24 protein-coding genes are annotated in these 24119 nt (G+C 49.0%); 3 read left to right on the top strand and 21 right to left on the bottom strand.

The features are described 5' to 3' along the window. The first annotated feature begins 12 nt into the window (after nt 1–12). Nucleotides 13–357, top strand: a complete 345-nt coding sequence (locus tag B5M42_RS02175; protein WP_134748739.1) for a helix-turn-helix domain-containing protein — start codon at nt 13–15, stop codon at nt 355–357. 87 nt (nt 358–444) lie between these two features. Here B5M42_RS02175 and B5M42_RS02170 read toward each other — a convergent pair whose 3' ends face one another. From B5M42_RS02170 to B5M42_RS02160, 3 genes are all read right to left on the bottom strand, one after another. After that, nucleotides 445–1914 carry a protein kinase family protein gene (locus B5M42_RS02170; RefSeq protein WP_134748741.1) on the bottom strand — a complete coding sequence of 490 codons (1470 nt, stop codon included), beginning with the start codon at nt 1912–1914 and terminating at the stop codon, nt 445–447. A 247-nt stretch (nt 1915–2161) separates the two neighbouring features. Next, nucleotides 2162–2320, bottom strand: coding sequence for a hypothetical protein (locus B5M42_RS02165; protein WP_167689518.1), 159 nt, complete (start codon nt 2318–2320; stop codon nt 2162–2164). A 533-nt stretch (nt 2321–2853) separates the two neighbouring features. Then, nucleotides 2854–3642, bottom strand: a complete 789-nt coding sequence (locus B5M42_RS02160) for a hypothetical protein (protein ID WP_230632582.1) — start codon at nt 3640–3642, stop codon at nt 2854–2856. A gap of 116 nt (nt 3643–3758) precedes the next feature. On the opposite strand from B5M42_RS02160, the gene tcmP reads away from it, so the two are divergent. Both tcmP and B5M42_RS02150 read left to right on the top strand, forming a co-directional pair. Further along, complete coding sequence (gene tcmP / locus B5M42_RS02155) at nt 3759–5036, top strand: three-Cys-motif partner protein TcmP (RefSeq protein ID WP_167689520.1); 1278 nt, start codon at nt 3759–3761, stop codon at nt 5034–5036. A gap of 55 nt (nt 5037–5091) precedes the next feature. Beyond that, complete coding sequence (locus tag B5M42_RS02150) at nt 5092–5823, top strand: DUF5131 family protein (RefSeq protein WP_134748747.1); 732 nt, start codon at nt 5092–5094, stop codon at nt 5821–5823. Nucleotides 5824–6766: 943 nt separating this feature from the next. On the opposite strand, the gene B5M42_RS02145 is transcribed toward B5M42_RS02150, so the two are convergent. The 18 genes from B5M42_RS02145 to B5M42_RS02060 all read right to left on the bottom strand — a co-directional run bounded on the left by B5M42_RS02145 (nt 6767) and on the right by B5M42_RS02060 (nt 24106). After that, nucleotides 6767–8401, bottom strand: a complete 1635-nt coding sequence (locus tag B5M42_RS02145; RefSeq protein WP_167689522.1) for a P-loop domain-containing protein — start codon at nt 8399–8401, stop codon at nt 6767–6769. A gap of 390 nt (nt 8402–8791) precedes the next feature. Then, a complete protein-coding gene (locus B5M42_RS02140) occupies nt 8792–9340 on the bottom strand; it encodes a VanZ family protein (RefSeq protein WP_134748751.1) in 549 nt (182 codons plus the stop codon). Between the two features lies 1 nt (nt 9341). Further along, entirely contained in the window at nt 9342–9692 is a 351-nt protein-coding gene (locus B5M42_RS02135) for a DoxX family protein (protein ID WP_134748753.1), read from the bottom strand. 185 nt (nt 9693–9877) lie between these two features. Beyond that, nucleotides 9878–12133, bottom strand: coding sequence for an ATP-binding cassette domain-containing protein (locus B5M42_RS02130; RefSeq protein WP_134748755.1), 2256 nt, complete (start codon nt 12131–12133; stop codon nt 9878–9880). Nucleotides 12134–12285: 152 nt separating this feature from the next. Continuing rightward, nucleotides 12286–12684 (bottom strand): SRPBCC family protein, encoded by a 399-nt coding sequence (locus B5M42_RS02125; RefSeq protein ID WP_134748757.1) that lies wholly within the window; start codon nt 12682–12684, stop codon nt 12286–12288. A gap of 187 nt (nt 12685–12871) precedes the next feature. Next, the gene (locus B5M42_RS02120) at nt 12872–13717 is read right to left on the bottom strand and encodes an ornithine carbamoyltransferase (protein WP_134748759.1); all 846 of its coding nucleotides are present in this window, start codon (nt 13715–13717) and stop codon (nt 12872–12874) included. Nucleotides 13718–13739: 22 nt separating this feature from the next. After that, entirely contained in the window at nt 13740–14489 is a 750-nt protein-coding gene (locus B5M42_RS02115; RefSeq protein ID WP_134748761.1) for a class I SAM-dependent methyltransferase, read from the bottom strand. A gap of 65 nt (nt 14490–14554) precedes the next feature. After that, nucleotides 14555–15265 carry a YebC/PmpR family DNA-binding transcriptional regulator gene (locus tag B5M42_RS02110; RefSeq protein WP_134748763.1) on the bottom strand — a complete coding sequence of 237 codons (711 nt, stop codon included), beginning with the start codon at nt 15263–15265 and terminating at the stop codon, nt 14555–14557. A gap of 65 nt (nt 15266–15330) precedes the next feature. Continuing rightward, nucleotides 15331–15642 carry a hypothetical protein gene (locus B5M42_RS02105; RefSeq protein ID WP_134748765.1) on the bottom strand — a complete coding sequence of 104 codons (312 nt, stop codon included), beginning with the start codon at nt 15640–15642 and terminating at the stop codon, nt 15331–15333. A 248-nt stretch (nt 15643–15890) separates the two neighbouring features. Continuing rightward, nucleotides 15891–17705 carry an ABC transporter ATP-binding protein gene (locus B5M42_RS02100; protein ID WP_167689524.1) on the bottom strand — a complete coding sequence of 605 codons (1815 nt, stop codon included), beginning with the start codon at nt 17703–17705 and terminating at the stop codon, nt 15891–15893. 23 nt (nt 17706–17728) lie between these two features. Next, the gene (locus B5M42_RS02095; protein WP_134748769.1) at nt 17729–18301 is read right to left on the bottom strand and encodes a TlpA family protein disulfide reductase; all 573 of its coding nucleotides are present in this window, start codon (nt 18299–18301) and stop codon (nt 17729–17731) included. A 13-nt stretch (nt 18302–18314) separates the two neighbouring features. Further along, complete coding sequence (locus B5M42_RS02090) at nt 18315–18836, bottom strand: MauE/DoxX family redox-associated membrane protein (RefSeq protein ID WP_134748771.1); 522 nt, start codon at nt 18834–18836, stop codon at nt 18315–18317. A 129-nt stretch (nt 18837–18965) separates the two neighbouring features. Continuing rightward, nucleotides 18966–19637, bottom strand: coding sequence for a response regulator transcription factor (locus B5M42_RS25450; RefSeq protein ID WP_167689526.1), 672 nt, complete (start codon nt 19635–19637; stop codon nt 18966–18968). A 375-nt stretch (nt 19638–20012) separates the two neighbouring features. Continuing rightward, nucleotides 20013–20726, bottom strand: a complete 714-nt coding sequence (locus B5M42_RS02080; protein ID WP_134748776.1) for a polysaccharide deacetylase family protein — start codon at nt 20724–20726, stop codon at nt 20013–20015. A gap of 116 nt (nt 20727–20842) precedes the next feature. Next, nucleotides 20843–21646 carry a helix-turn-helix domain-containing protein gene (locus B5M42_RS02075; protein WP_134748778.1) on the bottom strand — a complete coding sequence of 268 codons (804 nt, stop codon included), beginning with the start codon at nt 21644–21646 and terminating at the stop codon, nt 20843–20845. Nucleotides 21647–21684: 38 nt separating this feature from the next. Then, nucleotides 21685–22428 carry a phytanoyl-CoA dioxygenase family protein gene (locus B5M42_RS02070; protein ID WP_134748780.1) on the bottom strand — a complete coding sequence of 248 codons (744 nt, stop codon included), beginning with the start codon at nt 22426–22428 and terminating at the stop codon, nt 21685–21687. A 179-nt stretch (nt 22429–22607) separates the two neighbouring features. Next, complete coding sequence (locus B5M42_RS02065; protein ID WP_167689528.1) at nt 22608–23633, bottom strand: BtrH N-terminal domain-containing protein; 1026 nt, start codon at nt 23631–23633, stop codon at nt 22608–22610. A gap of 173 nt (nt 23634–23806) precedes the next feature. Then, a complete protein-coding gene (locus B5M42_RS02060) occupies nt 23807–24106 on the bottom strand; it encodes a DUF2277 domain-containing protein (RefSeq protein WP_134748784.1) in 300 nt (99 codons plus the stop codon). Between the last annotated feature and the right edge of the window lie 13 nt (nt 24107–24119).

Raw genomic sequence — 24119 nt, 5'->3', positions numbered from 1 at the left:
TGGTGATAATATTTGGCCAGCTTGGCAAAGTTAGTCGGTGAAAGAATTAGACAACTACGTAAGGAACAAAAATTGAGTCAAGAGGAACTTGGTGAACTAGCTCAATTGCAGAGTTCTTATATCGGGGGCGTAGAGCGCGGGGAACGTAACGTTTCGTTAGAAACTCTGGAGAAGATCATTCAAGCATTCAATATTTCTTTTTTCGAATTTTTTAGGTTCGGCGAGATTGGCTTATCGGACAAGCTTTCTAAAGAAGAATTAATTGAGGTTTTCAGCGATAAGCTCTACAATAGCGATTTTTCAGATGTCATGAAAATTTTCGAAATTTATAAAATCCTACAAAGAGGCAAGGAATGATGACGATCATGATCCTTTGCCTCTTTTTCATTTTTGAATTCATGTTGAACGATGAAGTCGTATTCATAATCTCGGTTTACTTAACAATTATTCAGGTAGCTTTTCTAAAAGCTTTTTCGCATTGTATCTTATATTGGCACACCCTTGCAGAAGCTCTCTGGCAATTGTCTTTGCCTCTAAATCCTCCAAATTCAAGCACAGATAATAGGCGATTTGGGCGAAAATATCATAGTTGGCCCAACCTCCGTATCCTGTTGCCTCGGAATAATTACGGATAATTGATTGCAGTATTTTGATTTGGTATCCAACCTCGAATTTCAAAATCATTTGCCAAAAGGATGACAGTTTATGATCGACTATAAACTTGCTGATCCTTTCCGTATCGACTAAATCCATAATATATTGATGCACCTGTACATCATAATGATTATTCAGAATGTTGTTAATTACAGACTGCTTATCTTCAATTTGGGCTTGATTCTTTAGAATGCGATCTACTTCATTTTTAACGAGTTGAGCTGAAGCATATCGCAGATCCTTGTTTCGGGAAGTGCAACGCTCGACCACTGTTTTAAAAATGTGATTAGAGTCAGCCGCATGGTGCGTGAACACATAATCGATGATCTTACCGATCGAATAAATATCACTTTTTTGATCGAGCTTTGTAAAATCGTTCATGGCCAGCGGATCAACGAATACGTGATTGTTTTTCTCCGTAACTGATGATTTCATACTCCGTTCGATAGACAAATCTTTACTTAAACCAAAATCGGCTATGACATAATCATTACCTATCTTCAGGATATTTCCCAAGTGTAAATCTCTATGAATAATCGTTTTTTTATGTGCAAACGCCATTCCCGTTAAGATGTCCATAACGATTTTTAATCTCTCTTCAAAAGGCAAATCCATTTCATCTTCCAAGTGTCTATAAAGATTTTTTTCGCATTCTTCCATATGATAAGAATGACTATCCGGATCAAAGTCAAAAACATTTAATATTGCGGGACATCCATGAAGCTTTTGTGTATTTTCAAACTCATACTTCATACGATGTTTTAAATTTTCGTCGTTCTGATGTACGAGTTTTAATTCCTTTCTTAAAATTCCGTTTTTAACACGAACGATGTTACAGTACGAACCCGAGTCAAGGATGTCATCTGCTATTACAGTAATAAATCCAGCTTCAGGATTAATCACTTTTACATGATCCCTTTTTAAAACTTTAGTAACCATTTCAATCATATGATTGCTTTGATCTTTATAAATTGTACTAAGTTTAAGGAGATTCAGTATATTTTCTATAATTTTTAGGCATTGATCGGCTGGAAGAGCCTCATACTGCTTCGTCAAATATTTGTTCTCTACAAAACCAAAACCACCATTATGGTCAAAAAAGTCATTAATATCTAAGTAATCAACACACAGCACAGAATTTTCAAAATACCAATCGAGAAGCAGACCGTAGTAGTTCCAACCTGAATCTGATGTTTTATCCCCCCACAAATTCTTATCAAAGTAGTCTAGTATCTTTACATAATTTTGCTCTGAAAGCATGGTTGTTTCCACCTTAGATAATGATGTGATCCAAGCCAGAGAATATCTTCGCTTGATCGGAGTTGCAAATGAACACCATTCAAGTTAACGATTCTTGTTCAATGATATTACCGATGTACATAAAGAGTGCAGCTATCAACTCAATTAAAAATTTTGCATCGCTTCTAATCGGATCAAAACCTCGTGGAAAAAAACTCCTGTACTTAACGCGCACGGAGAAATAATTTATTATTGAAAATTCTATAAACTACTTCTTGGGTCCATGCATTCTCATGCCACACTCATATTGATCCTTGCATACCAATTTAATTTCCGCAACCTCTTTTTCACCGTCGTCAAGAATTACCTTTTTATACTCAATCTCTTTTTTATTTTTGTTTCCGCACGCAAAACATTCTTCAGCCATTTCATTCATTCCCCTATATTTTCATATACATAAATTTTACCATACACCATATTGACCAGCCTACAACTTTATTTAACGGGGACACGACATAGTACTGGCGGCAAGGAAATGCTTCAAATTCAGAACTTACGGCAAAAATATGCTTCATAATTGAATTTGTTGGAATGAAAATAGCCTAAAATTAAATGATTTTAGGCAATAAATTGATTCAAATTGTGGCAAAGAAATAGTTCAAGTCACATTAGTGGAATGATTTCAAAATATAATGACAAATATGAGCCGAAAGTGCCTCGGCCGGCATGAATCTTTTCTGAGTCGAGTTTTACGATAAAAGTATTTTGACCATGATCAGACCATGGTTTGAGATACCACTCATTAATCAATTCTAACCCCCACCTTAACCTATTAAGCGAATTTTCTAATATCTTCCTGCTTAACGTGTGCAAGTGCTCCAACGGCTATTTTTTCCAAGTGGGCACTTTGGAAGACACGGTCATCGGAATTTTGTTCACCCTAATGCTTTCCGTAGTGGCTTATGCTGAATTCCTCGATTTGGACAATGTAATCATAAATCCTATCTGCACGATTGCTGCGAAAGCAGTTAGTTGGGGTTGAATTAGATAAGCAATCAACGGACACAAAATAATAATAGTTATGTATGCCCACGGCTTAAACCCCAGACCACGAATCCATCTGTTTTCAATGAGAATGTTTATCATTGAAAGAGACAATACAAGCGAAAGCATTCCAGATGTCCAACTGGCCGTTACATTTAACTTTCCCCAAAAAGAATTTTCCTGTAGATAAGTTGAGTAATTAACGGCTATTAAAATCAGTAATATGGAGATAGAAATTAATGGTGCTAATGGCCTGCAGATTTTCTTAATATAAGAAGAAATTTGATCTATAAGTAAAGGTTTTTCCCCGAATGTAGAGATCTGGTCTACTCTATCGCAGGTTAATTTCCTTAATGTAGCAAGGGTTGAATCTGAACGATTTTCGTAAAATAATCGAACTTTTTGTTTATGTTCCGTAGAAAGGTAACAGTAGCATTCTCCAAGCTTTTCTACTAGTTTGTCCTGCGCTATAAGATCTTTTGTACCTTTTTCATATATAGCTATAGCTGCTTCGAGCTTGGCCAACAGCTCCCCTTCTTTGATTTTTATTGGTTGAGTTTGTTTATCATTTTCTGAATATAAGTTCAAAAAAGTTTTATATAGAAAGGCTCCCAGACCGATCAAAAAAGTGATTATAAATTTTGTTGCAGGATCTAAATTAATTATTTGAATATATACTTCATGTAGTTTCAATATAAATTCCATCCTCCCAAATTTTTGTCATTAATATTTATAAATTTTACTTCAAAATACATATTATGTACATCACGTGAGTTAGACATAGTATAATATAGGATAAAATGATTATTGAGGTGATCGCCTTGTCTGATATTAAAAACAAAAGCCACTTTGATAAAAAGGATATTCAAACTCATTTAAAACATATTTTGCTTGAGGATTATCTTAAGAATTGGAGTCAAGTTTTTGCGAACGCCTCAATTGGTTCGAAAATTAAAAGAGTTAACTTTGTAGATGGGTTTGCCGGCCGGGGATATTTTGACGATGGAAATATCGGTTCTCCACAGATCGCAATGAATAGACTATTAAACTTTCAAAACTTCCTGCAAAATGAATACGGAAATGACTTGAAATTTAATATTTATAATGTCGAATACGACTCTGGATATTTTCAAGAACTGAATAATATTAAGAACCAATCCCGTCTTTCACATCAAATTAAAAATTATTTAGGGAAATTTGAAGATCATTTGGATACTTTAATTACCTCTACAAAAGGTAGTCCCTCATTATATTTTATTGATCCTTTTGGGTACAAAGGCGTATTAATGGAGAATATGCAAAAGATAATTGAGCAACCTTCTCATGAGATATTAATCAATGTAATGAGTTATTCAATTGTGCGGAATGTTACTATTCAATCTAATGAAAAAGAGTTGTGTAAATTCTTTGGAGTAGACACTCTTCCACCTGATATTCCAGAATATCTGAAATTAGCTTCGAAAGATCCTAGCAGCTCCAAGCAGCACTTCGGAAATTTATTAAAGCTTGAGGATAACATTATTGAATTCTATAAAAAGCAAATAAAAAAAGGACAACCTGGCACATATACACTCAGTAAAAGAATACATAGTCAAATAAACAATAATATTTATTTTCATCTCGTGTTTGTTACAAGGAATCGTAAAGGGTTAATTGAAATGAAAAAATCAATGGTGGAATTTGAAAAAAAGAGAAAACAAGCTGAGGATCATTATATTATTCAAAATAAGCTGGGGGGTTATATTTTTAACAATGATTTATTTTCTGATGATATCCAACAGTTTTCTTACGAGTATAGAGATTTCGTAGGAGATTTCATCGACAATTTTAATAAAATCCCGACTACTTATGCAACTATTATAGATTTCTACTTGCAGAATACTCCCTTACCGTTTAAATCTGAAGAAGATAACAAATCAATTTATGATTTTTCAAAAAAGCTATTTTCCAATAATATATATATTAGATCGACAAATAAAGCATTTATGAATACTAAACATGATGCTGAAAATAATATTATCCATTCAAATTTACCTTTGGCCTATCTCGATCAATTATTCGATGACAAGGACGATGGAGGACAATTGGAGTTATTTTAATCCTCCCGCTGAAGTTGTTCAACTGTGTTATACTTACTACTGAGGAGGGAACAATATGGCAACATATTCAAGTATAGAATGGACTGAAGCTACTTGGAATCCGGTCACAGGCTGTACTAAAATATCTGAAGGATGCCGGAACTGTTATGCAGCTACCATGGCCCGTCGTCTCCACGCTATGGGAAACCCTCGATATCAAGATGGATTTAATCTAACTTTACATCATGATCTCATAGAGCTTCCACTTACATGGAGAAAACCGCGACGAATCTTTGTTAATTCTATGTCTGATCTATTTCATCAAGATGTTCCATTAGACTTCATCCAGAGGGTATTCGAAACAATGGAACAGGCACATTGGCATACCTTTCAGATCCTAACTAAACGATCTGATCGGTTACTTGAATTATCAGAACATCTCCCTTGGCCACCAAATATTTGGCAGGGAGTTAGTGTGGAAAATAATCAAGTTGTTTATCGGATAGATCATTTACGGAATACACCTGCTGCAGTTAAGTTTCTCTCCATCGAACCTCTAATTGGTCCAATCGATGAACTGAATCTTGACGGTATACATTGGGTTATTGTTGGTGGGGAATCTGGCTTTGGCGCTAGACCAATGAATGAAGAATGGGTAGTTTCCATTAAGAATCAATGCATGAACCAAAACGTTGCTTTCTTTTTTAAACAATGGGGGGGCGTGCAAAAGCATAGAACGGGTCGGCTCTTAGAAGGTCGAACGTGGGATGATTATCCTGAAATAATAAATCGCGAAATTTTAATTTAGTTCTACCCATCATATCTGATTGAGGTCCTTGAAGCTCCCGAGGGCCTTTTTTGGTTTTTTACGGGTTTATTTGTGTCACAAACCATAGAACACAAGGCAACTGCATTTAGAGTAGCCGCCATCACTTGCTCTGCTCAATGCGGGGACGTGATCCTTGTTTTTTTATGGACACGATGTCTTTGTATGTGCTGTAATCGGTACAAAAGAAACTAATACTGCTCAAGGGTACAAGTTGGTGGTGATTGTCATTTTTCTTAAACGGTGTAAAATTTCACCGCAACGGTGGATAATGCCAAATTAATGTCAATAACTTTTAAAGGGAGTAGTCTAATGTCATTGAGATGTGACAATAAACTACTCCCTTTAAAGTTAAAAACCTTGATAAATCAAGGGATTTAATGATCCTATTTTATTGTCGCTTTACAGCAGCTGCTGTTGTTGCTTCTTCTTGTTGTTGGTCCTGTAAGGCTGAACTTTGTTTATTGTATTGATTTGTTGTTTTAATTGTTTCTTATGTGTAGTGATTGTTTACTTAGCTTTATTTATGAATTGAATTAGCTGTGCGTAATTGTTAGTTCTACAACTGTCTATACAACTCAATTGGTTTCTAAAAACACAAAAAATCCTTCGAAATTAACGAAGGATTTTTTGTTCTAATAACTCACGATTGATCCAGCCATTTCGGCCGAAATCATCTGATCATCAAGCCCAAGTCGTTTTTATAAACTTGTTCAAACTTACTGTAAAATTACCAATCATTCATTTAATCATTCATTTCATCTGTTTTGGTCCCTACTTTAAATTACAATGAGAATAATTCTCATCATTCTGCTGCAAGTTATTTCCGCCCGATTTTATATGACACCATTTAGTGTCTAATTAAAATATAATCGACAATAGATGTTATGTCAACACTATTTTTCCATTTTTTTTGCTCGAATATTTATTTTTTTCGTTTCATTCGGTTAACGACAGCCAACACTTCATGAATTCTTGGCAATTCCAGCCAGCGTTCGAAGCCGGGGAAAAAGGACGAAAAAACCGCGTCGGGACCCTCTCTCTTCATGTCTTCAAGCGTTTTTTCAATTTGTTCACGAAGCACGGCTCGCCGCCCCTGGTTGGCTATCGCGATTTTTCGAAGCAAAAAAGCAATGGCTGCCAGTTGAGCTTGCGAGTTGATATTGTAAAGCCCGCGGATATCCATTTGTTGATCACCGATGGTGATGTAGCCCATCGTGGAAACGGCTAGCTGTTCGGTACCGCTGTTTTGAGGATAGCTGGAAAAAAGCTGGGTTGTCATGCTTCTTTCGATTTCCCATTGAGTCCAAGCGATACGTTCGCGTGGCTGATCCTGCTCGCATAAAAGCCGGGCTTCCAACGTGACGTTGATTGGCGCATAATTGTCCATCAGTATGATTTGATCGGCCACGGCCAGAAATTCACCGCTCCCTCCGATGACCAAAACGGAAGATACGCCAATGGCTTCATGCAGCTCCCGGACGCGTTCGGTAAAAGGCGTAATCGGCTCGCGTTTGATTAATGAGCGCATTTTCATATCCTGAATCATAAAATTCGTTGCACTTCTGTCTTCGTCAATCAGCAGCAGCTTGCAGCCCATGTCGATGGCTTCCATAATATTCGCGGCTTGCGAGGTGGAGCCAGAGGCGTAGCTCGTGGAAAATTCGGCTGCCGAGCCCTGGGGAATCCATTTGATAAACGGCGTAATGTTGATGTTCTGAATGGACCGGCCTTCCTCTGCCGCAATCTCCATTGCAGTGGGATCGGTAATGACCAATTCGCGTCCGTCGCCCAGGATGTGATTGTAAATTCCTGCATTCAGCGCATCCAGCAATGTGCTTTTGCCAGAATAGCCGCCGCCGGTGATCACAGTTACCCCTTTTTTGATCCCCATTCCCCGCACCCCGCTTATTTCAATTTCCATGTCTTCCGGGGATGTAAACGGCAAGGCGTCCTCCAGTGGACCGCTGTTGTCTTGATTTCGCGGCAGGATGCTGCCATTAGCCACAAACGCGCAATACGGACTGGACTGCAGCCACTCGCGAATCCGATTTTGTGTGTCTGCCAATTCATAGGCAGCATGCAGCCGGTTCAGATCAAAGTCGGCAATAAACGCCTCGACTTCCTTGGGCAGCATTTTGCAGAGCATGCGCATGGCTTTATCGTTATTTTTGAACGGAAGCTGCGCGGTTATCATCAGGCACACATACGGTTTTTCCGAAATGATGTCGACATAAGCAGCATTGCGCTGGAGCACCGCGTTGGTGGGCTGGAAGCAATAGAAAGCCCCATTTTCTTTGTCCGATCGCGAGCGGTTAGCTAGCGCTTGATTCAAGGACCGGGAATGAGCTACCCATTGCCTGCAAGCAAAGTCCGCGAGAACCAGCGGGTTCCTGTCGTCCTCCAGATGGAGACGGTCAAACGGTATGCGGATGGTGATACAAGGCTTATCCAGCGTGAGCTTATGCGTCCGCTCGATGTGATAGGCGACATCGTCGTTCCAATAGGTGGGGTCAGAGACCATCCCTCCTTGGTCGTAATAAGCCCCTTCATAAATCAAGCTGTAAGAGGATTGGCCGGACTGCATGGTGCGGAAATATTGAGCGAGTCTTTTCACAAAGCATCTTCCTTTCCAAAGTATGGGCACAAAAAAACAGCCACTCCAGAGTGGCTGCTACAGATCGGCGCGAAGAAGCGGAATCGCTCCTTCTGCCAGTCATCAACAAAGAAAAGCCCTGAGAGTAAGCTTACCCCCAGAGCCTGATATTTGGCAAAACATAACTACGCAGCAAGATGAGGATAAGACATATACGGTTGTGTGAACATGGTCCTCACCTCATTTGAATGAATTTGTTTGACAGGTTGATCATAGCATGCCCCGCTGCCCCGGGGAAGGGAAAGAATCATTATAATCAACTACGTCGCCGACGGCGGCAGACGTGCCGAAAGGCTATAAACGCAATCTCACCATAAACAGGATATATAAAATACATGGCAATCCCGCCACAGACAGGAGCGTAATTACCGTACGCACTCTCTTCTCGCTGCGACATAGACGCTTTAATAGCATGTAGCCCAATAGACCAAGCCATCCGCCCAAGGTGTTTAACAGGATGTCGTCGATGTCCGCCGTTCCGAGCGCGAGCAATCCTTGAATGAATTCAACAGCCACACTTGTCAGCAGCAGGATCAGCAGATTGGCGCGCATACGTTTGTCTCTTCTGAATAGCGGGATATACATCCCCAGAGGAAAAAAGATCATCATATTGCCCGCTACATTACTGAAGGCGAATTGTTGAAGTGTCTCTGAATCGCCGCGCACGTATTCCAGGATACTGGACAAAGGGATCAGATTGACAGAACGGGTCCATGTTCGTTCACTGTGGAACAGCTCCGCGTATGAAATTCGCGATAAAAACAATAATTTCATCAGAAAAATCAAATAACATATAAAAATACCGTACAGCAAGACAGTTTCAATTCGTGCTCGTATTTTCATTTTAGATGAAATTATGAACGACGATCAAGGCAACGGCGATCAGGGTAATGATGAAAGCGGGCACAGCCTGTCCGATCGGATGTTTGACTCTGAAGTGCGACAAGCACGCCACCAGCATAGTTACGCCGATCCACACGCCTGCCCACGCCGCTATGGCGGGATGCCAGTAGCCGATGACGAGTCCGGCTGCCCCGATCAATTGTACGATGCCAGTCACGACGCGAAACCATTGCGGCAATTGGATCGAGTTGAACATGTCCACATGATTTTTCGCTCCGGCCAGCTTGCTGGCGCCTGCAAACGTCATCGTCAGCAGCAGAAAGCTTTGCAGAACAATAAAAATGATAGGCATAGAAATCCCCTTTCGTTTGACCCTCGTGTCTTGCGGTTTGGCTTTGATTTAATTGGACACTATTTGGTGTCTGAATGAATTATATGACACCTTTGGGTGTCGTGTCAAACGCTTTTTCGGGGCCGCGATCAGATGCAACGCCCAAGACAGCTTGGCGTGGCTGCCGGCTGCCTTGAGCAAGGAAATTAAGTCAAATATTTGCCTGTAATCGATTGCTGCGCTTCAACGATTTGCGCCGGCGTGCCTTCAAAGACGACTTGCCCACCCTTGCTGCCTCCGTCCGGCCCCATATCGATGATCCAGTCCGCTTGGCTGATCACGTCGAGGTTATGCTCGATCACGATCACGGTATTGCCGGCATCCACCAGCCGGTTCATGATTTCCAGCAAATGCCCGATATCGGACATATGCAGGCCGGTCGTCGGCTCGTCCATCACGTAGATGCTGCCGTTCTTGTGCAGCTCGCTCGCCAGCTTGATTCGCTGGCATTCCCCGCCCGACAGGGTGCTAAGCGGCTGACCGAGCGTGATGTAGTTCAGCCCGACGTCGCTCATCGCCTGCAGCTTGCGTACCACCTCTTTGAGCTGGAAAAATTCCAGAGCCTGCTCGACCGTCATCGCCAGCACATCGGCAATTGATTTGCCGTTCAGCTTGAAGGCCAGCACTTCTTCCTTGAACCGCCGGCCTTCGCATACCTCGCACGGCAGCTTTACGCTGTCGAGGAAGGCCAGGTCCGTATACACAACGCCTAATCCCTGACAGTTCTCGCAGGCTCCCTTGGAATTAAAGCTGAACAAGCCTTGATTGACCTTGTTTGCAGAAGCGAATGCCTTGCGTACATCATCCATGATCCCGGTATACGTTGCCGGATTCGAGCGCGTTGACACGCCTACGGCAGATTGATCGATGACGATGGCTTCGGGATGCTGACTGAGGAAAATTTCGTTAATCAACGTGCTTTTACCCGAACCGGCAACTCCTGTAACGACAGTCAGGACGCCCGTTGGAATATCAACGTTGACATCCTTGAGGTTGTGCAGAGATGCCTTGCGAATCGCCAGCTTGCCCGCAGGCTGTCTGACGTTGGTCTTCAATTGCAGCGGCCGCTTCATAAATGAGCCGGTCAGCGTGCCGGATTCCAGCAAGCGCTCAAAGCTGCCCTCGAACACAATCGTTCCGCCGCGGCTTCCGGCATGAGGACCGACATCGACGATGTGGTCGGCCAGCTTGATCACATCGGGATCGTGTTCGACGACAATAACGGTATTGCCCTTATCGCGCAGCTTTTGCAGCAAGCCGTTCAAGCGATGTACATCGCGCGGATGCAGGCCGACGCTGGGTTCATCGAAGATGTAGGTCACATCGACCAGACTGCCGCTCAGGTGCTTGACCATTTTGACGCGCTGCGATTCGCCGCCCGACAACGTATCGGTTTCCCGGTCCAGCGTCAAATAATCCAGCCCGATGTCGACCAGGTGCTGCAGCCGCTCGGCCAGCGATTTGACGATGGGCGCTGCGTTGGGATCGTCGATTTCCCGGACGACGCGGATCAACTGCCCGACCTCCATCGCGGCCAGCTCGGCAATGTTGCGGCCGTTGATTTTGCAGCCTAGCGCTGCTTGGCTGAGTCTGGCGCCGCGGCAGCTCGAGCACGGCCCTTCGGACAAGTAAGGCGCCACGTTTTTTTGCGTTCGCTCAGACATGGTTTTGAGGTCGCGTTTGATATATTTATTCGTGAATTTCTCAATGCAGCCTTCAACGGTAATATTGACTCCTTTGCCGCCGAACTGCACCTCGACCTTTTTCGCTTTGCCGTACAGCAGCTGCTCCAGCTCTTCAGTCGAGTAATCGCTGAGCTTTTTGTCGACATCAAAATCTCCCGACTGGACGAGCATCGACCAATCGAAGCCGCCCACTCCGTAGTCAGGCAGCATGATGGCTCCTTCATTCATCGACTTGGAGAGGTCCAGCGCTTTGCTCATGTCCACCCCCAGCCTGCGGCCCAGGCCGCTGCATTCCGGGCACATGCCTTGCGGGTCGTTAAAGGAGAACAGGTTGACAGGTCCAACGTGCGGCTGACCGATGCGGGAGAAAAGCAGTCGCAGGATCGGCGAGATATCGGTAATCGTTCCCATCGTAGAATGAGAACCGCCGCCCAGCCGTTTCTGGTCGACGATGACGGCCATGCTCAGATTTTCGATGGCATCGGCATCGGGCTGCGGATAGCGGGGCAAAAAATTACGCACGAACATGCTGAAATTTTCGTTCAGCAGTCGCTGCGATTCGGACGCGATGGTATCAAAGACGATCGATGATTTGCCTGAACCGGATACACCCGTGAAGATGGTAATCTTTCGCTTGGGAATACGCAAGGACACGTTTTTGAGATTATTTTCTCTGGCGCCGGAGATGACGATGTATTCCTGATTCGTTTCGTTCATGCCCACAATCCTTTCATTCGTTATTATTGCGCTTTATATCCACATTGTACCATTGCTTGGGCGGAAAACAGAATAGTTATCGCAAGGCGCGCGAACGGATCTAAGCCGGCTGCATCGAATGGGCAGCCGGCTTAGATCCGTTCACTATGCGGTTATTGCTCCAACGCTTGTTCAAACCGGCCGAACCATTGGCCCCAGCCGTATCGGGCGCCTTCCAGACCTTGTGCAGTTGAGAAGCCGGTTTGTTCTAAGTGAAGATTGATTTTGCCATCCCCTGTCTCCTGCAGCGTCCAGGTGACCGTATGCTCTTCTCCCCCGCTGGCGAACGTGTAGGACAGACGGTTGGGTTCTTCCACGACGAGCACTTCACCGGAAACGACGCCGTCCCACCATTCGGTCGGTTCGGTGCGGAACTGGAAGCGATGTCCGACAACCGGCTTAAAATCGTTGGCCATGATCCACTTGGCCAGCTTGCCGGAATCGGTTAAAGCCGACCATGCTTTTTCAATTGACGTTGTGTACTGAAAATCCATCGATAATGCTGAACTCATCCTTGATTTCCTCCTCGAAGCGTCCGATTCTGCTCCAATATGATAGGTGCACGTATTAGACACCATTTGGTGACATTTCGATTATATGACACCTTATGGTGTCGTGTCAATCCCGTAAATCAACTTGCGGAGGAGCCGACAAAAAAAGCCACATCGCTGTGGCTTACTGCTTGCTGTCCACCTGCCGTCAGCGGGACAAGCAATAGAACAAGATCGCTTGCTGCACGTACATGAGCGGTTTTTTGAACGCATACCCGACAAAATAATCAGACGCGACAGCGTCTTCACTGACCTCGGCGCCGCGAAAAAACGGCGGACACGGATTCAGCAAAGCGTGGGGCTTGGCCAGCTTCATCCGATCGTGCGTAATCTGATAACGGCTGAGGTAGTCTTCGGTGAGGAACGATTGCGGCAGCGAATCGGTCAATACGATATCGCTGATGGCCAGCGCCGCGTCGAGGTCGGTCCGGAACGTATAGCTGGCGGACGGCTCGGCCAGCTCCTCGCCTGCTTGGCACACATGGTTGAAGCGCAGCCCGAGCACTTGCGCGATGTCGGCCCACGAACGGGCGATGTTGCCGGCCGGACCTACAAACGTGTACGTCAGCTCCCGATAGTCGGCTCTCAGCTGACTGATCGCATACAAATCGGCGAGAATTTCGCACGGATGGTTGTGTGCGCTCATCGCGTTGATCACGGGAACGGGCGAATGCGCAGCCATTTCCTGCATGACAGCGAAATCGTTGTGCCTGACGACGATGCCGTCGGCCCAGTTGGCGAGATAAGCAACGGTATCCTGCAGTTGCTCTGCGCGATCCAGCGTCTCCGGCGGAAACAAGGTGCACGCCCCGCCTTGACTGCGAATGCCTTGCTCAAAGGTCAGCCGCGTCCGTACGCTCGTGGCCGGAAAAAACAACGCGAAATGCTTGCCCTCCAGCAGCGGTCCCGCTTCACTCAGCTGCAGCCTCTGCGCCCATGCGAACAGCTCGGCGATCTGCTGTGGCGTCAGATGCTTGAGCTCAATCAGATGCATAAAGTTCTCATCTCCTTATGGTTTAGGCGGTCACCCGGTCCGGTTTATCCGCGGCCAGCAAAAGGAACATCGGCCGGCGAGCCTCCTCCCGCCATGCCGGGTTACTGTCCAGATTAGCCGGTGTCGGCTGCAGCTCCGACAACTGACGCAGACGGAAGCCGCTAGCCAGCAGCGTATTGAGGTATGTCGCAACGGTTCGGTGATATTTAATGACATTAAGGACCAGGAAATGGGCCTGACGAGCCCCTTCGTGGTGGTAGTCGTCAACCGGCCAGTGCAGCTTTTCGCCCTGCGGGCCGTAGTGCCAGTCCTGAGCAGCCAACGCGGTAAAAATCGGGTGCTCCACCGAGAACACGAACGAGCCGCCCGGCGTCAGATTCCGGTATACGTTCCGGCAAACGGCAGCAAAATCCTCCACATAATGCAGCGTCAGCGAACTGATCGCCACATCGAACTCCTCATCGGCAAAATTGATATCCTCGACGGCCAACTGCCGATACGCCACTTGCGGATCATCCGTCATCGCGCGGGCGCGTTCGAGCATATTCGCCGACAGGTCTATGCCGACAACCCGTCGCGCCTGCTGCTCGCGGGCATACCGGCAGTGCCAGCCGAAGCCGCAGCCGAGGTCCAGCACGGCTTTGTTCTGCAGGTCAGGTAATAAAGAACGGAAGGTCTCCCATTCACCAGCCGCCGACAATCCGCCAACGGAACGAGGCATCTCACTATATTTGCCAAAAAACTCCGCTTCGTCATATTTGTTCTGTTTCATTCGCAACGCGCTCCTTTCCATGAAAAAACGGCCAATGGCTTGGCCGTCTTGAAAAGCGATCTTGGCTATTCAACGTTATGATACACTTGCTGCACGTCCTCAAGATCCTCCAGCGCGTCGATCAGCTTGGCGAATTGTGTTTGGCTGTCATCCGGCAGGCTAACGTAGTTTTGCGCCAGCATCGTAACCTCGGCAATGGCGAAATCCTGAATGTTCGCTTGCTTGAACGCTTCCTGGACGGCGTGAAATTGTTCCGGATCGGCATGAACCAGCACGATGTCGTCTTCCTCGACAATGTCGCGCACATCGACGTCGGCTTCCAGTAAAATTTCCATGACCTCGTCCATGCTTTTATCTTCAAGGCCGATAACGGCGGTCTGGTCAAACATATAAGCGACAGAGCCGTTCACACCCATGTTGCCGCCATTTTTGCTGAACGCCGCGCGCACGCTTGATGCGGTCCGGTTGACGTTGTTCGTCAGCGTGTCAACGATGACCATTGCGCCGTTTGGTCCGAAGCCCTCATAGCGCAGCTCCTCGTAAATTTCATCGGCGTTGCCCTTGGCTTTGTCGAGCGCGCGGTCGATGATCGCCCGGGGGACGTTATACGTCTTGGCCCGCTCCAGCACGACCTTCAAGGCGCGGTTTGCTTCCGGGTCCGGCTCGCCCTTCCGGGCGGCGACATAAATTTCAAGACCGAATTTGGCGTAAATCCGGCTCGTGTTGGCGTCTTTCGATGCTTTTTTTTCCTTAATGTTATTCCACTTACGACCCACAATTGATCCTACTTTCTGTTTGGATTTTATTACTCATCATACCATAATCGCGTGCAAATAGCATGCTAACCCTCCAGCACGTCGGCGCCCAGCGCCTCGGCTGCAGCCCGCATCACCGGAAGTACGGCGGGATTTGTTCCCGAAACATACAGGTCTCCCTGATAGTGACGAAACGGAATTTGCGTCCCGTTGTGGTTCCACAGGAAAAAATCCCCTTCAATCGACATCGTGGTCGAGCCGGTGACGGTATAGACGCGACTGTACACAAAATCGGGCTTGTCGGCAAAATACTGCTGGCACTCCTCCAGCGTAATGACGGGCGCGGCAGAAGCAGGCTCCGACAAAGCGCGCGTCAGCCGATAGCGTTGAATCGTCATGGCGTCCTCTCCTTGCTTGTTACAGGCTATCTATCATCTTACCACGATCCGTAAAAAGGAAAAAGACTGATATCCGCAAAGGATACCAGTCTTGGGTGTTGCTGTCTGCGAATTAGCAGCAGCCGACTTGCCAGGAGCCTTGGCCCGGGCAGGATTTGAAGTATGCACGGGAAACCGGGCATGCGCCGAAAGAGCAGTAGTAGCTACACATGAATGTTCACCTCCTTTCATAAGACAAGATGTGCATTTTATTGATACCATTCCGCTTGCGTGCGGAACATGTGGGCGTAGACGCCGTCGAGCTTCATCAGCTCTTCGTGACTGCCCTGCTCGTGGAGCGTACCGTCCTTGAGCACCAGAATGCGGTCGGCGGCGCGACAGATTCCCAAGCGATGCGAGATGAAAAACGCGGTTTTGCCGGCGGATAACTCGGCGATCCGTTCGAAAAGCTGGGCTTCGGCCAATGGATCAAGCGCCGAGGTCGGTTCGTCAAATACGAGAATATCAGAATCGCGGAAAAAGGCCCGGCTGATGGCAACCTTCTGCCATTGGCCGTAAGACAGCTCGTGGCCGCCAAAAAATTTGTAGCCCAGCTCGGTATCGAGCCCGCCGGGCAGCTCGTCGAGAAATTCGTCGACGCCCGATTGGGCAGCCGCAGTTTGCAGCCGGGCTTCGTCATGCAGCCATTCGATGCGGCCCAGCCCGATATTCTCGCGAAGCGTCAAATGGTATTGAACGAAATCCTGAAAGATGGCCGTTACATGCTCGCGCAGCTCGTTGGGATCGACGCGTTCAAGCGGTACGCCGTCGTAGGTGATCGTTCCACCCGTTGCCGGGTATAGCCCGAGCAGGCACTTGATCAGCGTGCTTTTGCCGGCGCCGTTCTCTCCGACGATGGCGATGGTCTCGCCTGCTGCGACCTCAAAGGAAATGTCCTGCAGCGCGGCATGATCGCGGCCGGGATAGCCAAACGACAAGCCGCTGACTGATATGCCTTGCGAGATGTGTGCCGGAAGCGGCAAAGCGGGCAGCTCGCTGGCCGATACAGGCTCCTCTTCCTTCATCGCAAGAAATTGGAACAAATCGTTCGTATACAGCGATTCCTCGTAAATACCGGCCATGTAAGAAGCTGTCAGCTTCAAGCTCGCCTGTACCGAAAAAATCGTTTGCAGCAAGGCAACGAAACCGGCAATGGTCATGGCGCCCGTTGCAGTCAGGCGCAGCAGCAGCCCACCGATCAGCGTCATGATCACGAGTGTGATCGCGTTGACGGCGATTTTGAACAGCGACATTTTGCGCTCCAGCTGCAGCTGCTCCTCGCCATTTCGCAAGATGTAGGTTCGCCACTGGTTCAAGAAGTAGTCGGATAAGCCGAAAATGCGTACTTCCTTCGCCCACTCGCGCTCCGAGAGCAAAGATGTCAAATAGCTCGCCCGGCGCTTGACCGGCGTTTGTCGCATCACCTGAGCGACCTTGAAGCTGCTTTCTTTGATGTCCACGTACACGGAGGGAACGATGAACAGCAGCACTCCGCACGCCAGCAGCCAATGGAAGCCGAACAGGACGACGAAAAATCCGCCAATCGTCACCACGCTTTTCAAAATTTGCAAAAACGATTGGAAAAATTGCAAGCCCCGGTGCTCCAGACCGGATGAAACGCGCTGCAGCAAGTCGAAGAATTCATGTTGTTCAAAATGCAGCAGCGACAAGCGCGCCGATTTGGCTGCGACCTCCTGCCCGAAATAGAGCAGCGCGGCAATTTTGATGCGGCTGACGAGCAGCTCGCCCGCCACTTCCAGCACCACCTGGAGCAAGAGCAGCAGCAACTGAATCAGCAGGACGATCAGGGCCGGCTCCAGCTGGGACATCCCTTCCTGCAGCACGCGTTCGGCGCGCTGGACCAGCGCCATCGTGACGTAAATTTGCCCGACCGGAATGCCGGCTGCGGCGATTTGCACGACGCTTAGCAGCAGCATGGTCCACGGGGTCTGACGGAAGAGCAAACCCAGCATTCGCGTCATTACCGCGAGCGTCAATCGTGTTTGATGCCAGATGAGTTTCATCGAATCCGCCATATCCGCTGCCGTTACCCGGCCTTGGACAAGCCGCGTTTTTTGCCCTTCTCGCTTTTGTGTCCGGTGATAGGCGTTGCCAGCATGTCCAGATTGGCTTCATCGTTAATATTTCCTTTGTAGACGACAACGCCGGCTTCATTCAGCGCATAGCCAAACGGGAACATATTCGTCTGAAACAATGCGATATCCGACACATTGCAGGCAATGACGTTCAGCTTTAGCTGATACTTCTCGGCGTTTTGCCGGGCTTGTCCTTCCTGTTCCTCAAACAGCATGACGTTGATCGGAATCTCGGGATGCTTTTCCTGAAACCGATGCAAATGTGGGTACAGCATTTCGCAGGTGCCGCAGTCGAACAGCGAGAAAATAACGAGGGCATTGCTGAAATTCGGTTGTTCGCCTTTGAGCGTCAAGCGGCCGTCGTTGGGGAACGGCATCCCTTTGGGCAGCCCCGCATCGCTGTTGTTCAGCTCGTTCGATGCGATCATGGCCGGTTTCTTCTTTAACAAAAAGACGCAGGCGACAGTCAGCATAATCGTCCATAACCATAAAATCAGATAGGATACAAAAAATACCAGTGACACGACAAGTCCTCCTTTATTCGGTTCGTGTGGGCATCATCAGCCGGGTTATATAGGACGCGGCGGCATATAAGCCAACCACGCCGATCCAGCACAAGCCGCATAAAATCAATTCCTGAGCCGGCAGGCTGTCAAGCGCTGCCGGCGGCCCCGCCCAGGTGAGCGCGCCGTTCATGGTCAGCAAGACAGCGATGCGCACCGCGGTTCCCCAGCCCAGATGCTCTTCCATAAATTGGCCGAAGCAACTGCACCGGATTTTCTGCTTGCTGCCCAGCGCGACGATGACGGCATATGCGAAGCCTGCTGTCAAAGCAAGCGCCAGCAATTGCCCGGCCCTGAGCGTAGACGGCCACAGCAGCAGCGCAGCGGCGGCAATCTCCAGCAGCGGAACGAGCCAAGCGCCCGCCGCGCTAAGCGGCTTGGGGATGCCGACCGCCTGCAGCGTATGTTTCATCGCGGAAGGCGCCAGCAGCTTCAACACGCCGGTAAGGCCGAATATGAAAGCGAATCCGATTTGTATAAAGCTTGTTGCGTTCATAGCGTCCCTCCCTTGCTCGTATCGTGCCTTGTTGCTTTGCTTGACTTGATAGCTTGATTATAGTGAATACGTCTGATCGTTTCTATAATTGGAATTTTGAGTAAAAGTAGATATTGACAGCTATAAAAACTATATGATATCCATTTTTTTGACGATGGACACCAGCTCCTTGGTCAGCAGCTTTTTGGCTCGCACAGCCGCCAGATAAGGCAATTGGCTTTTCAGCGCCGTCGACACCTTGTACACCTCATTGCTGATGGATTGCTCGGTGTAATGAAGCTTTTCAGCGATTTGTTTCTTGTCGTAGCCTTTTTCAAGCAGCTTGAGAATGGTAATTTGCCGTTCCGTAATCTGCGCGGCGAGCGCTTCCTTGTTGGTTTCGGTTAGCTTGCGAACCAGCACGCCGGCTGTGGAATGATGAATGCTGGAACGGCCGGCATAGGCGGAGCGGACCGCTTCGGGAATATCTCCGCAATACATTTTGGCGATGCAGTTGACCGCTTTGCCGTACGTCATGGCATGAAGTACGATTTCCTCGTCGTTTAAATTCGACATAAAGATCGTGCGAATCCCTTGATTCAGGCTATGAACCTCGATTGACACATCGATACCAACATAACTTCCGCAGGTTGGCAGCAGATCGAGCAGTACAACATCCACTCGGTTCTGGCGACATCGTCCAATCACCTCTTGACCGCACACGACATCGACCACCTGCAGGCCAGGCTCCCGCTGCAGCCGTTCGGCCATATAGCGGCCAAAGGCCGCATCCTCTTCACCAATCAGCACATGAATGCTCACATTGATCCTCCTCGTTCGTGGAGCTGTTGAGCGGTATGTGGCGCATGAACGTTCCCGGGGCCGGGGAGGCTCAGCAGCCCCGCTCACCTGAAACTGAAAAAGCCGCCCCATGCTGTGCACATCAGGCGGCTTGTCTGCTTGTACTACAGGCCGCCGCCGTAATCTGCGTTGCCTGACATCATGATTCCCCTCGCTTTCCGGTCAATTGGCCCTCCGTGAAACAGGTATCCCTGCCATTATAAGAAGTGCGGCACCGGACGGCGATGTCGTTTGTTATGCCGATCATGTGTAAAAATACAAAAAAATGGAGAGCTTAGGCGCTCTCCATTTCACTTGTGGCGGTTTTTGTCGAATCAAGGGTATTTGGGTGCGGCATCACCCGCAGGTTTCATCGATGCGCAAAAAGGTATAGCCCCGCTGCCGGCTTTCATCCAGCACGTCCCGCAACGCCTCCAGCATATACGCAGGCGCGTCGCGCTCGGCACCAAGCGTCTGGCCGCTGTCGTGCAGCACGAGCACGTCGCCGTTTTTCAGCTTCGTAAGCAGCTTGGCGCGCAGCTGATCCTTCCCGCCGCGGCAGCGCCAATCGCCGACCATGAGCGACCAGAGCACAAGTCGGAAGCGCTTGAGCAGCAGCAGATCAAACACATTGATGACGCCCCAAGGCGGACGATAGTGCACAGGAGCCGCTCCGGTCAGCCGCTCGATGATCTGCGCGGTTTTTTCCAGCTGTCGTCGGACTCTCCGCGGGGTAAGCAAAGCGTTCGTCCAATGCTCGTAATTATGAATGCCGATGAGATGACCTTCCCGATGCATGCGCCGGATCAGCTCCGGATGCTGGCTTGCCTTGCTGCCCAGCACGAAAAAAGTGGCCTTGATCTGATGCCGCCGCAGCAGATCGAGCAGCTGCGGCGTGTGCGCAGGATCGGGACCGTCGTCGAAGGTTAGGGCAATGCCAGCCCGGCTCTGCCCTCTGGGGGGCACGCCGAATTTACACAAGCGCACGATCAGCGTCGGCAGCAGCGTGTAGACGGAAAAGAAAATAGCGGCGAATCCGCCAAGCTTCAACCAGGAAAAAGAAAGGATCATGACGGCCTCCTTATCGCTTGAGATCACAACCAGGTATATACAGCCGGGTACCCACAAGATATGACGACAAGTCGAGCGCTGATCCCTTCATATTGGGCCTGAAAATTGCGAGCGGTTTATCCGCGCGTGGCTGCGCGAATGTCTGACGGCGTGCTGCCGGTTTGTTTTTTGACCAGCCGGGCCAGATGGAACGTCGTTTTGAAGCCGCAGCGATCGGCGATTTCCGTCATCGACAGCCCGGTTTGCGCCAGCAGCTCCACTGCGCGATCAACGCGGTACCGCCACACGTAACGCATCGGCGTCGTGTCGTCGTGTTGCCGGAACAAGCGCACCAGATGCTCGGCGGAGACACCGGCCCTCTCGGCCAGGTGCTGGAGCTGCAACTCGTCGGCATAGCGCTCCTGTACGAGCTGCTTGGCGAGCGCGACGGACGGATGGGCGGCAGATGCCCCGGCGCGGCCTGTTTGCGCTGCAAACAGCTGCAACGCCGCATAGCCCAGCGAACGCATGACTTCGCTTTCGTCCGTATGCTCGGGCTTGAGCGCCAGCATCAGATCGGTCAGACGATTCAGCTCATCGGGAATCGGCGTCCAAACCGGTGGCCCCGCGTCAGGACTCGCGTCGTCACAATCTATAGCCGCAGGCAGCAGCTGTATCGCGATCCAGCGATGCCAGGTGTTCTGGTGCTCGGCAAAGCGGAACGACTCCTGATGGCCGGGTCGCAGCAGGATTGCATATCCGGGTTTGATCGGATAGGCTTCTCCGTCTACCGTGACGGTCATCTCGCCGGCATGAAGCAGCACCAGCTGATAATCCTGCTGCCAGCGCGGGCCGTAGCGGCCGCCAGGGGGATAGATCACGGTGCCGGCGTGGCAGCCGCGAACGCACGGATAAGCCGGCAACGCTGCGTCCTTGCGCATCGCGCACCACTCCTTTTCCTGAGTTAAGCTTGCCCTGATTAATACAACGGATATTTGACGCGCAGGTCCTCCCGTTGGGTGACGAACGAATCCTCGCGGATATAATGGCAGACGTACGACCGCCGCCAGCGATCCTTGCTGCGATTTTTGGTCGAGGAATGGATCAGCAGCTCGCTGAAGAACAAGATATCGCCTTTCTCCATCTCCACCGGAATTTGCCGGGTCAGATCGGCTCCTTCCGTTTGTTCGGTCCACGGCTCGTGTTCTTCGATGTTGGTCACGGCGCCGTGCGGCAGCAAGCCGAGCTTATGTGTGCCCGGAATGACCCACAGACAGCCGTTTTCCGTATCGATGCGTTCTTCCATCGCGATCCAGGCAGCAATCATCGTCATCGGATCGTTTTTGATATAATAGTAGTCCTGATGCGCAGCTTGCCCGGGCGAGCCCGGCTCTTTATAAAAGTACATGCTTTGCACGCAATTGGCTTCCCGGCCCATTAACTGGGCCAGCGTACCGCGAATGATCGGCAGCTTCATTAATTGACGCGAAAAGCTGTCATGCTTGTGAGGATTGAACAAGCGCAGCGAAAATTTTTTGTGCGGATCGCATGCGGCCCATTCCGGCACCTCGGCTTGCTCGCGAATGTCGTAAATGTGGTTGTTGAACGCATCGATCAGATCGGCGCTTGCGCCTTGCTTGATCAGCAAATAGCCGTCTGTGCAGAATTGCTCGTATTGCGCGGCGGTAATTGGCGACAATCGGTAGTCTTTGGCCGTTTGCATCGGTGGAGTGCCCCTTTCGCTTGAGCGGTATGTGAGAAGCGGATATCTCAAGCATACGGCCTGCAAGCCCCTCGGACAATGGCTGCAATTAGCGCCTTTGTGTCTCCACTTGATCTTTGCCTTCAAACGGATGACATCGCCTGCTCAACGCAAGCCTGACAGCCGCGCCGTCCGGCATATCAAAGCGTAACCGCTTCATTCGTGGACCATAAAGCAAGCAGCCCGTGTGCGACGGCTTCCTCGCGGTCGGCCAGCTCCAGCAGTCGGGTGCTAATGTGCTGCAGCTGCGGAGCGGGATTTTTCATTTTGCTGCTTTTGACGAACATTTGCTTGACCACTTCCCATTGATCGGCGACGTGCCGCAGCTCGCCCAGCAACTGCCGGACCTCTTCCCCCGGCTCGTCGCCGAAAATCATGCTGATGCAGTCCGTATAGCGGTAAATAAACCGTTTACGCTCGTACACATGCCGGATGACCGGCGCCAATTCAATATTGGCGAATTGCTTGATTTCACAGTCTACATCAAAATAGGCACCAACCGCGCGAGCAAAGCAACGCACCTGGCCAAAGACGTCGAGACGGAGCACTTCGCGAACCGACGCAGCGGCGATTTCTTGCGGTTCCGTTTGCGGCGCGGCCGGCTCGGTAATGTCGAACGTATGGACGCTGGGCAGCTCACGCGGCATGGAGCCGTTGATATATTGCTCAAAGCTGAGCACTTGATCCATTTTTTCATAAAACGTGTCCGTACAGTAAAAAATCTCCCGCTCCTCGTCCATGCCGGTGACAATAAAAAAGTGCGGGCGTGAAAATATCTGGTAGCCGTCGTCCCACGGGCACCAATAGGAATCGATTACCGACATCGCCGGTTTGTTTTGTCGGAGCTCGCGCTGCAGTAAAGCGATGCGCTCCTGGGGATCATTGGTCCGGTGCGGTGTCATTCGCACGCCGACGTAACGGTCGAGCATATCGAATTTGGAACGCCAGTTGTACGTAATCAACTCCGAAATTCGCTCACGCGTGCCAATCATCGCTTCGTCAAAGCCAAATTGCCAGCTGTTAACGTCCATCCAGCGGTAGTCGCGGTTTAACCAGCCGATAACCGAAATGTAGCATCCTTCAAAACAATCCCACCTGACATCGTCTTTTTTTGGACTTATGTGCAGCACGCCCAACACCTCACCATGAAAGTTTAAGTAAGTCATGAAACATGTGTTCCCTTTTCGGGAATGTAGCTTACTATTTCGACGGTGTTGAAACGATTCCTGTCGGACAAATCGCAATAATAGAAAATTATCCCAATATAAGAGAAACTTATCCATGTCGGGACAAAAAAAGAAGGAAAACCGGCTGGTTTTCCTTGTGAATCCTCGCATCGTTAGGTCGGGGAATCCGGCTGGGCGCCGGGCTTGGGTCCAAACCGGCGGATGGAGCGAACGCGAGCGCGCTCGATCTCGACTGCGCGGCTGCGCGGCTCGGCCGTGGTAACCAGGGTGTCCATCAAGCGGCGAGCGGCTGCGGCCACCTCCTGCACGGCTTGATGGAAGGCGGCTTCATTGGCTTTCGAAGGTGCAGTAAAGCCGGAGATTTTACGCACAAACTGCAGGGCTGCCGCTTCGATATCGGCCTCGCTGGCCGGAGGATCAAAGTTGAACAAGGGCTTGATACTGCGACACATGGGAGATTCTCCT

Origin of the sequence: Paenibacillus athensensis, assembly GCF_004514475.2 — a bacterium.
Lineage (GTDB): Bacteria > Bacillota > Bacilli > Paenibacillales > NBRC-103111 > Paenibacillus_AL > Paenibacillus_AL athensensis.
This window is presented reverse-complemented; position numbering and strand designations above follow the sequence as displayed.

Bases quoted from the DNA above. Each gene is read 5' to 3' on its own strand.
- B5M42_RS02065 (WP_167689528.1), bottom strand. From the start codon at position 23,633: ATGACTTACTTAAACTTTCATGGTGAGGTGTTGGGCGTGCTGCACATA.
- B5M42_RS02105 (WP_134748765.1), bottom strand. From the start codon at position 15,642: ATGACGATTCAACGCTATCGGCTGACGCGCGCTTTGTCGGAGCCTGCT.
- B5M42_RS02070 (WP_134748780.1), bottom strand. From the start codon at position 22,428: ATGCAAACGGCCAAAGACTACCGATTGTCGCCAATTACCGCCGCGCAA.
- B5M42_RS02090 (WP_134748771.1), bottom strand. From the start codon at position 18,836: ATGAACGCAACAAGCTTTATACAAATCGGATTCGCTTTCATATTCGGC.
- B5M42_RS02160 (WP_230632582.1), bottom strand. From the start codon at position 3,642: ATGGAATTTATATTGAAACTACATGAAGTATATATTCAAATAATTAAT.
- B5M42_RS02125 (WP_134748757.1), bottom strand. From the start codon at position 12,684: ATGAGTTCAGCATTATCGATGGATTTTCAGTACACAACGTCAATTGAA.
- B5M42_RS02150 (WP_134748747.1), top strand. From the start codon at position 5,092: ATGGCAACATATTCAAGTATAGAATGGACTGAAGCTACTTGGAATCCG.
- B5M42_RS02135 (WP_134748753.1), bottom strand. From the start codon at position 9,692: ATGCCTATCATTTTTATTGTTCTGCAAAGCTTTCTGCTGCTGACGATG.
- B5M42_RS02115 (WP_134748761.1), bottom strand. From the start codon at position 14,489: ATGAAACAGAACAAATATGACGAAGCGGAGTTTTTTGGCAAATATAGT.
- B5M42_RS02075 (WP_134748778.1), bottom strand. From the start codon at position 21,646: ATGCGCAAGGACGCAGCGTTGCCGGCTTATCCGTGCGTTCGCGGCTGC.
- B5M42_RS02120 (WP_134748759.1), bottom strand. From the start codon at position 13,717: ATGCATCTGATTGAGCTCAAGCATCTGACGCCACAGCAGATCGCCGAG.
- B5M42_RS02130 (WP_134748755.1), bottom strand. From the start codon at position 12,133: ATGAACGAAACGAATCAGGAATACATCGTCATCTCCGGCGCCAGAGAA.
- B5M42_RS02165 (WP_167689518.1), bottom strand. From the start codon at position 2,320: ATGGCTGAAGAATGTTTTGCGTGCGGAAACAAAAATAAAAAAGAGATT.
- B5M42_RS02060 (WP_134748784.1), bottom strand. From the start codon at position 24,106: ATGTGTCGCAGTATCAAGCCCTTGTTCAACTTTGATCCTCCGGCCAGC.
- B5M42_RS02170 (WP_134748741.1), bottom strand. From the start codon at position 1,914: ATGCTTTCAGAGCAAAATTATGTAAAGATACTAGACTACTTTGATAAG.
- B5M42_RS02080 (WP_134748776.1), bottom strand. From the start codon at position 20,726: ATGATCCTTTCTTTTTCCTGGTTGAAGCTTGGCGGATTCGCCGCTATT.
- B5M42_RS02140 (WP_134748751.1), bottom strand. From the start codon at position 9,340: ATGAAAATACGAGCACGAATTGAAACTGTCTTGCTGTACGGTATTTTT.
- B5M42_RS02100 (WP_167689524.1), bottom strand. From the start codon at position 17,705: ATGAAACTCATCTGGCATCAAACACGATTGACGCTCGCGGTAATGACG.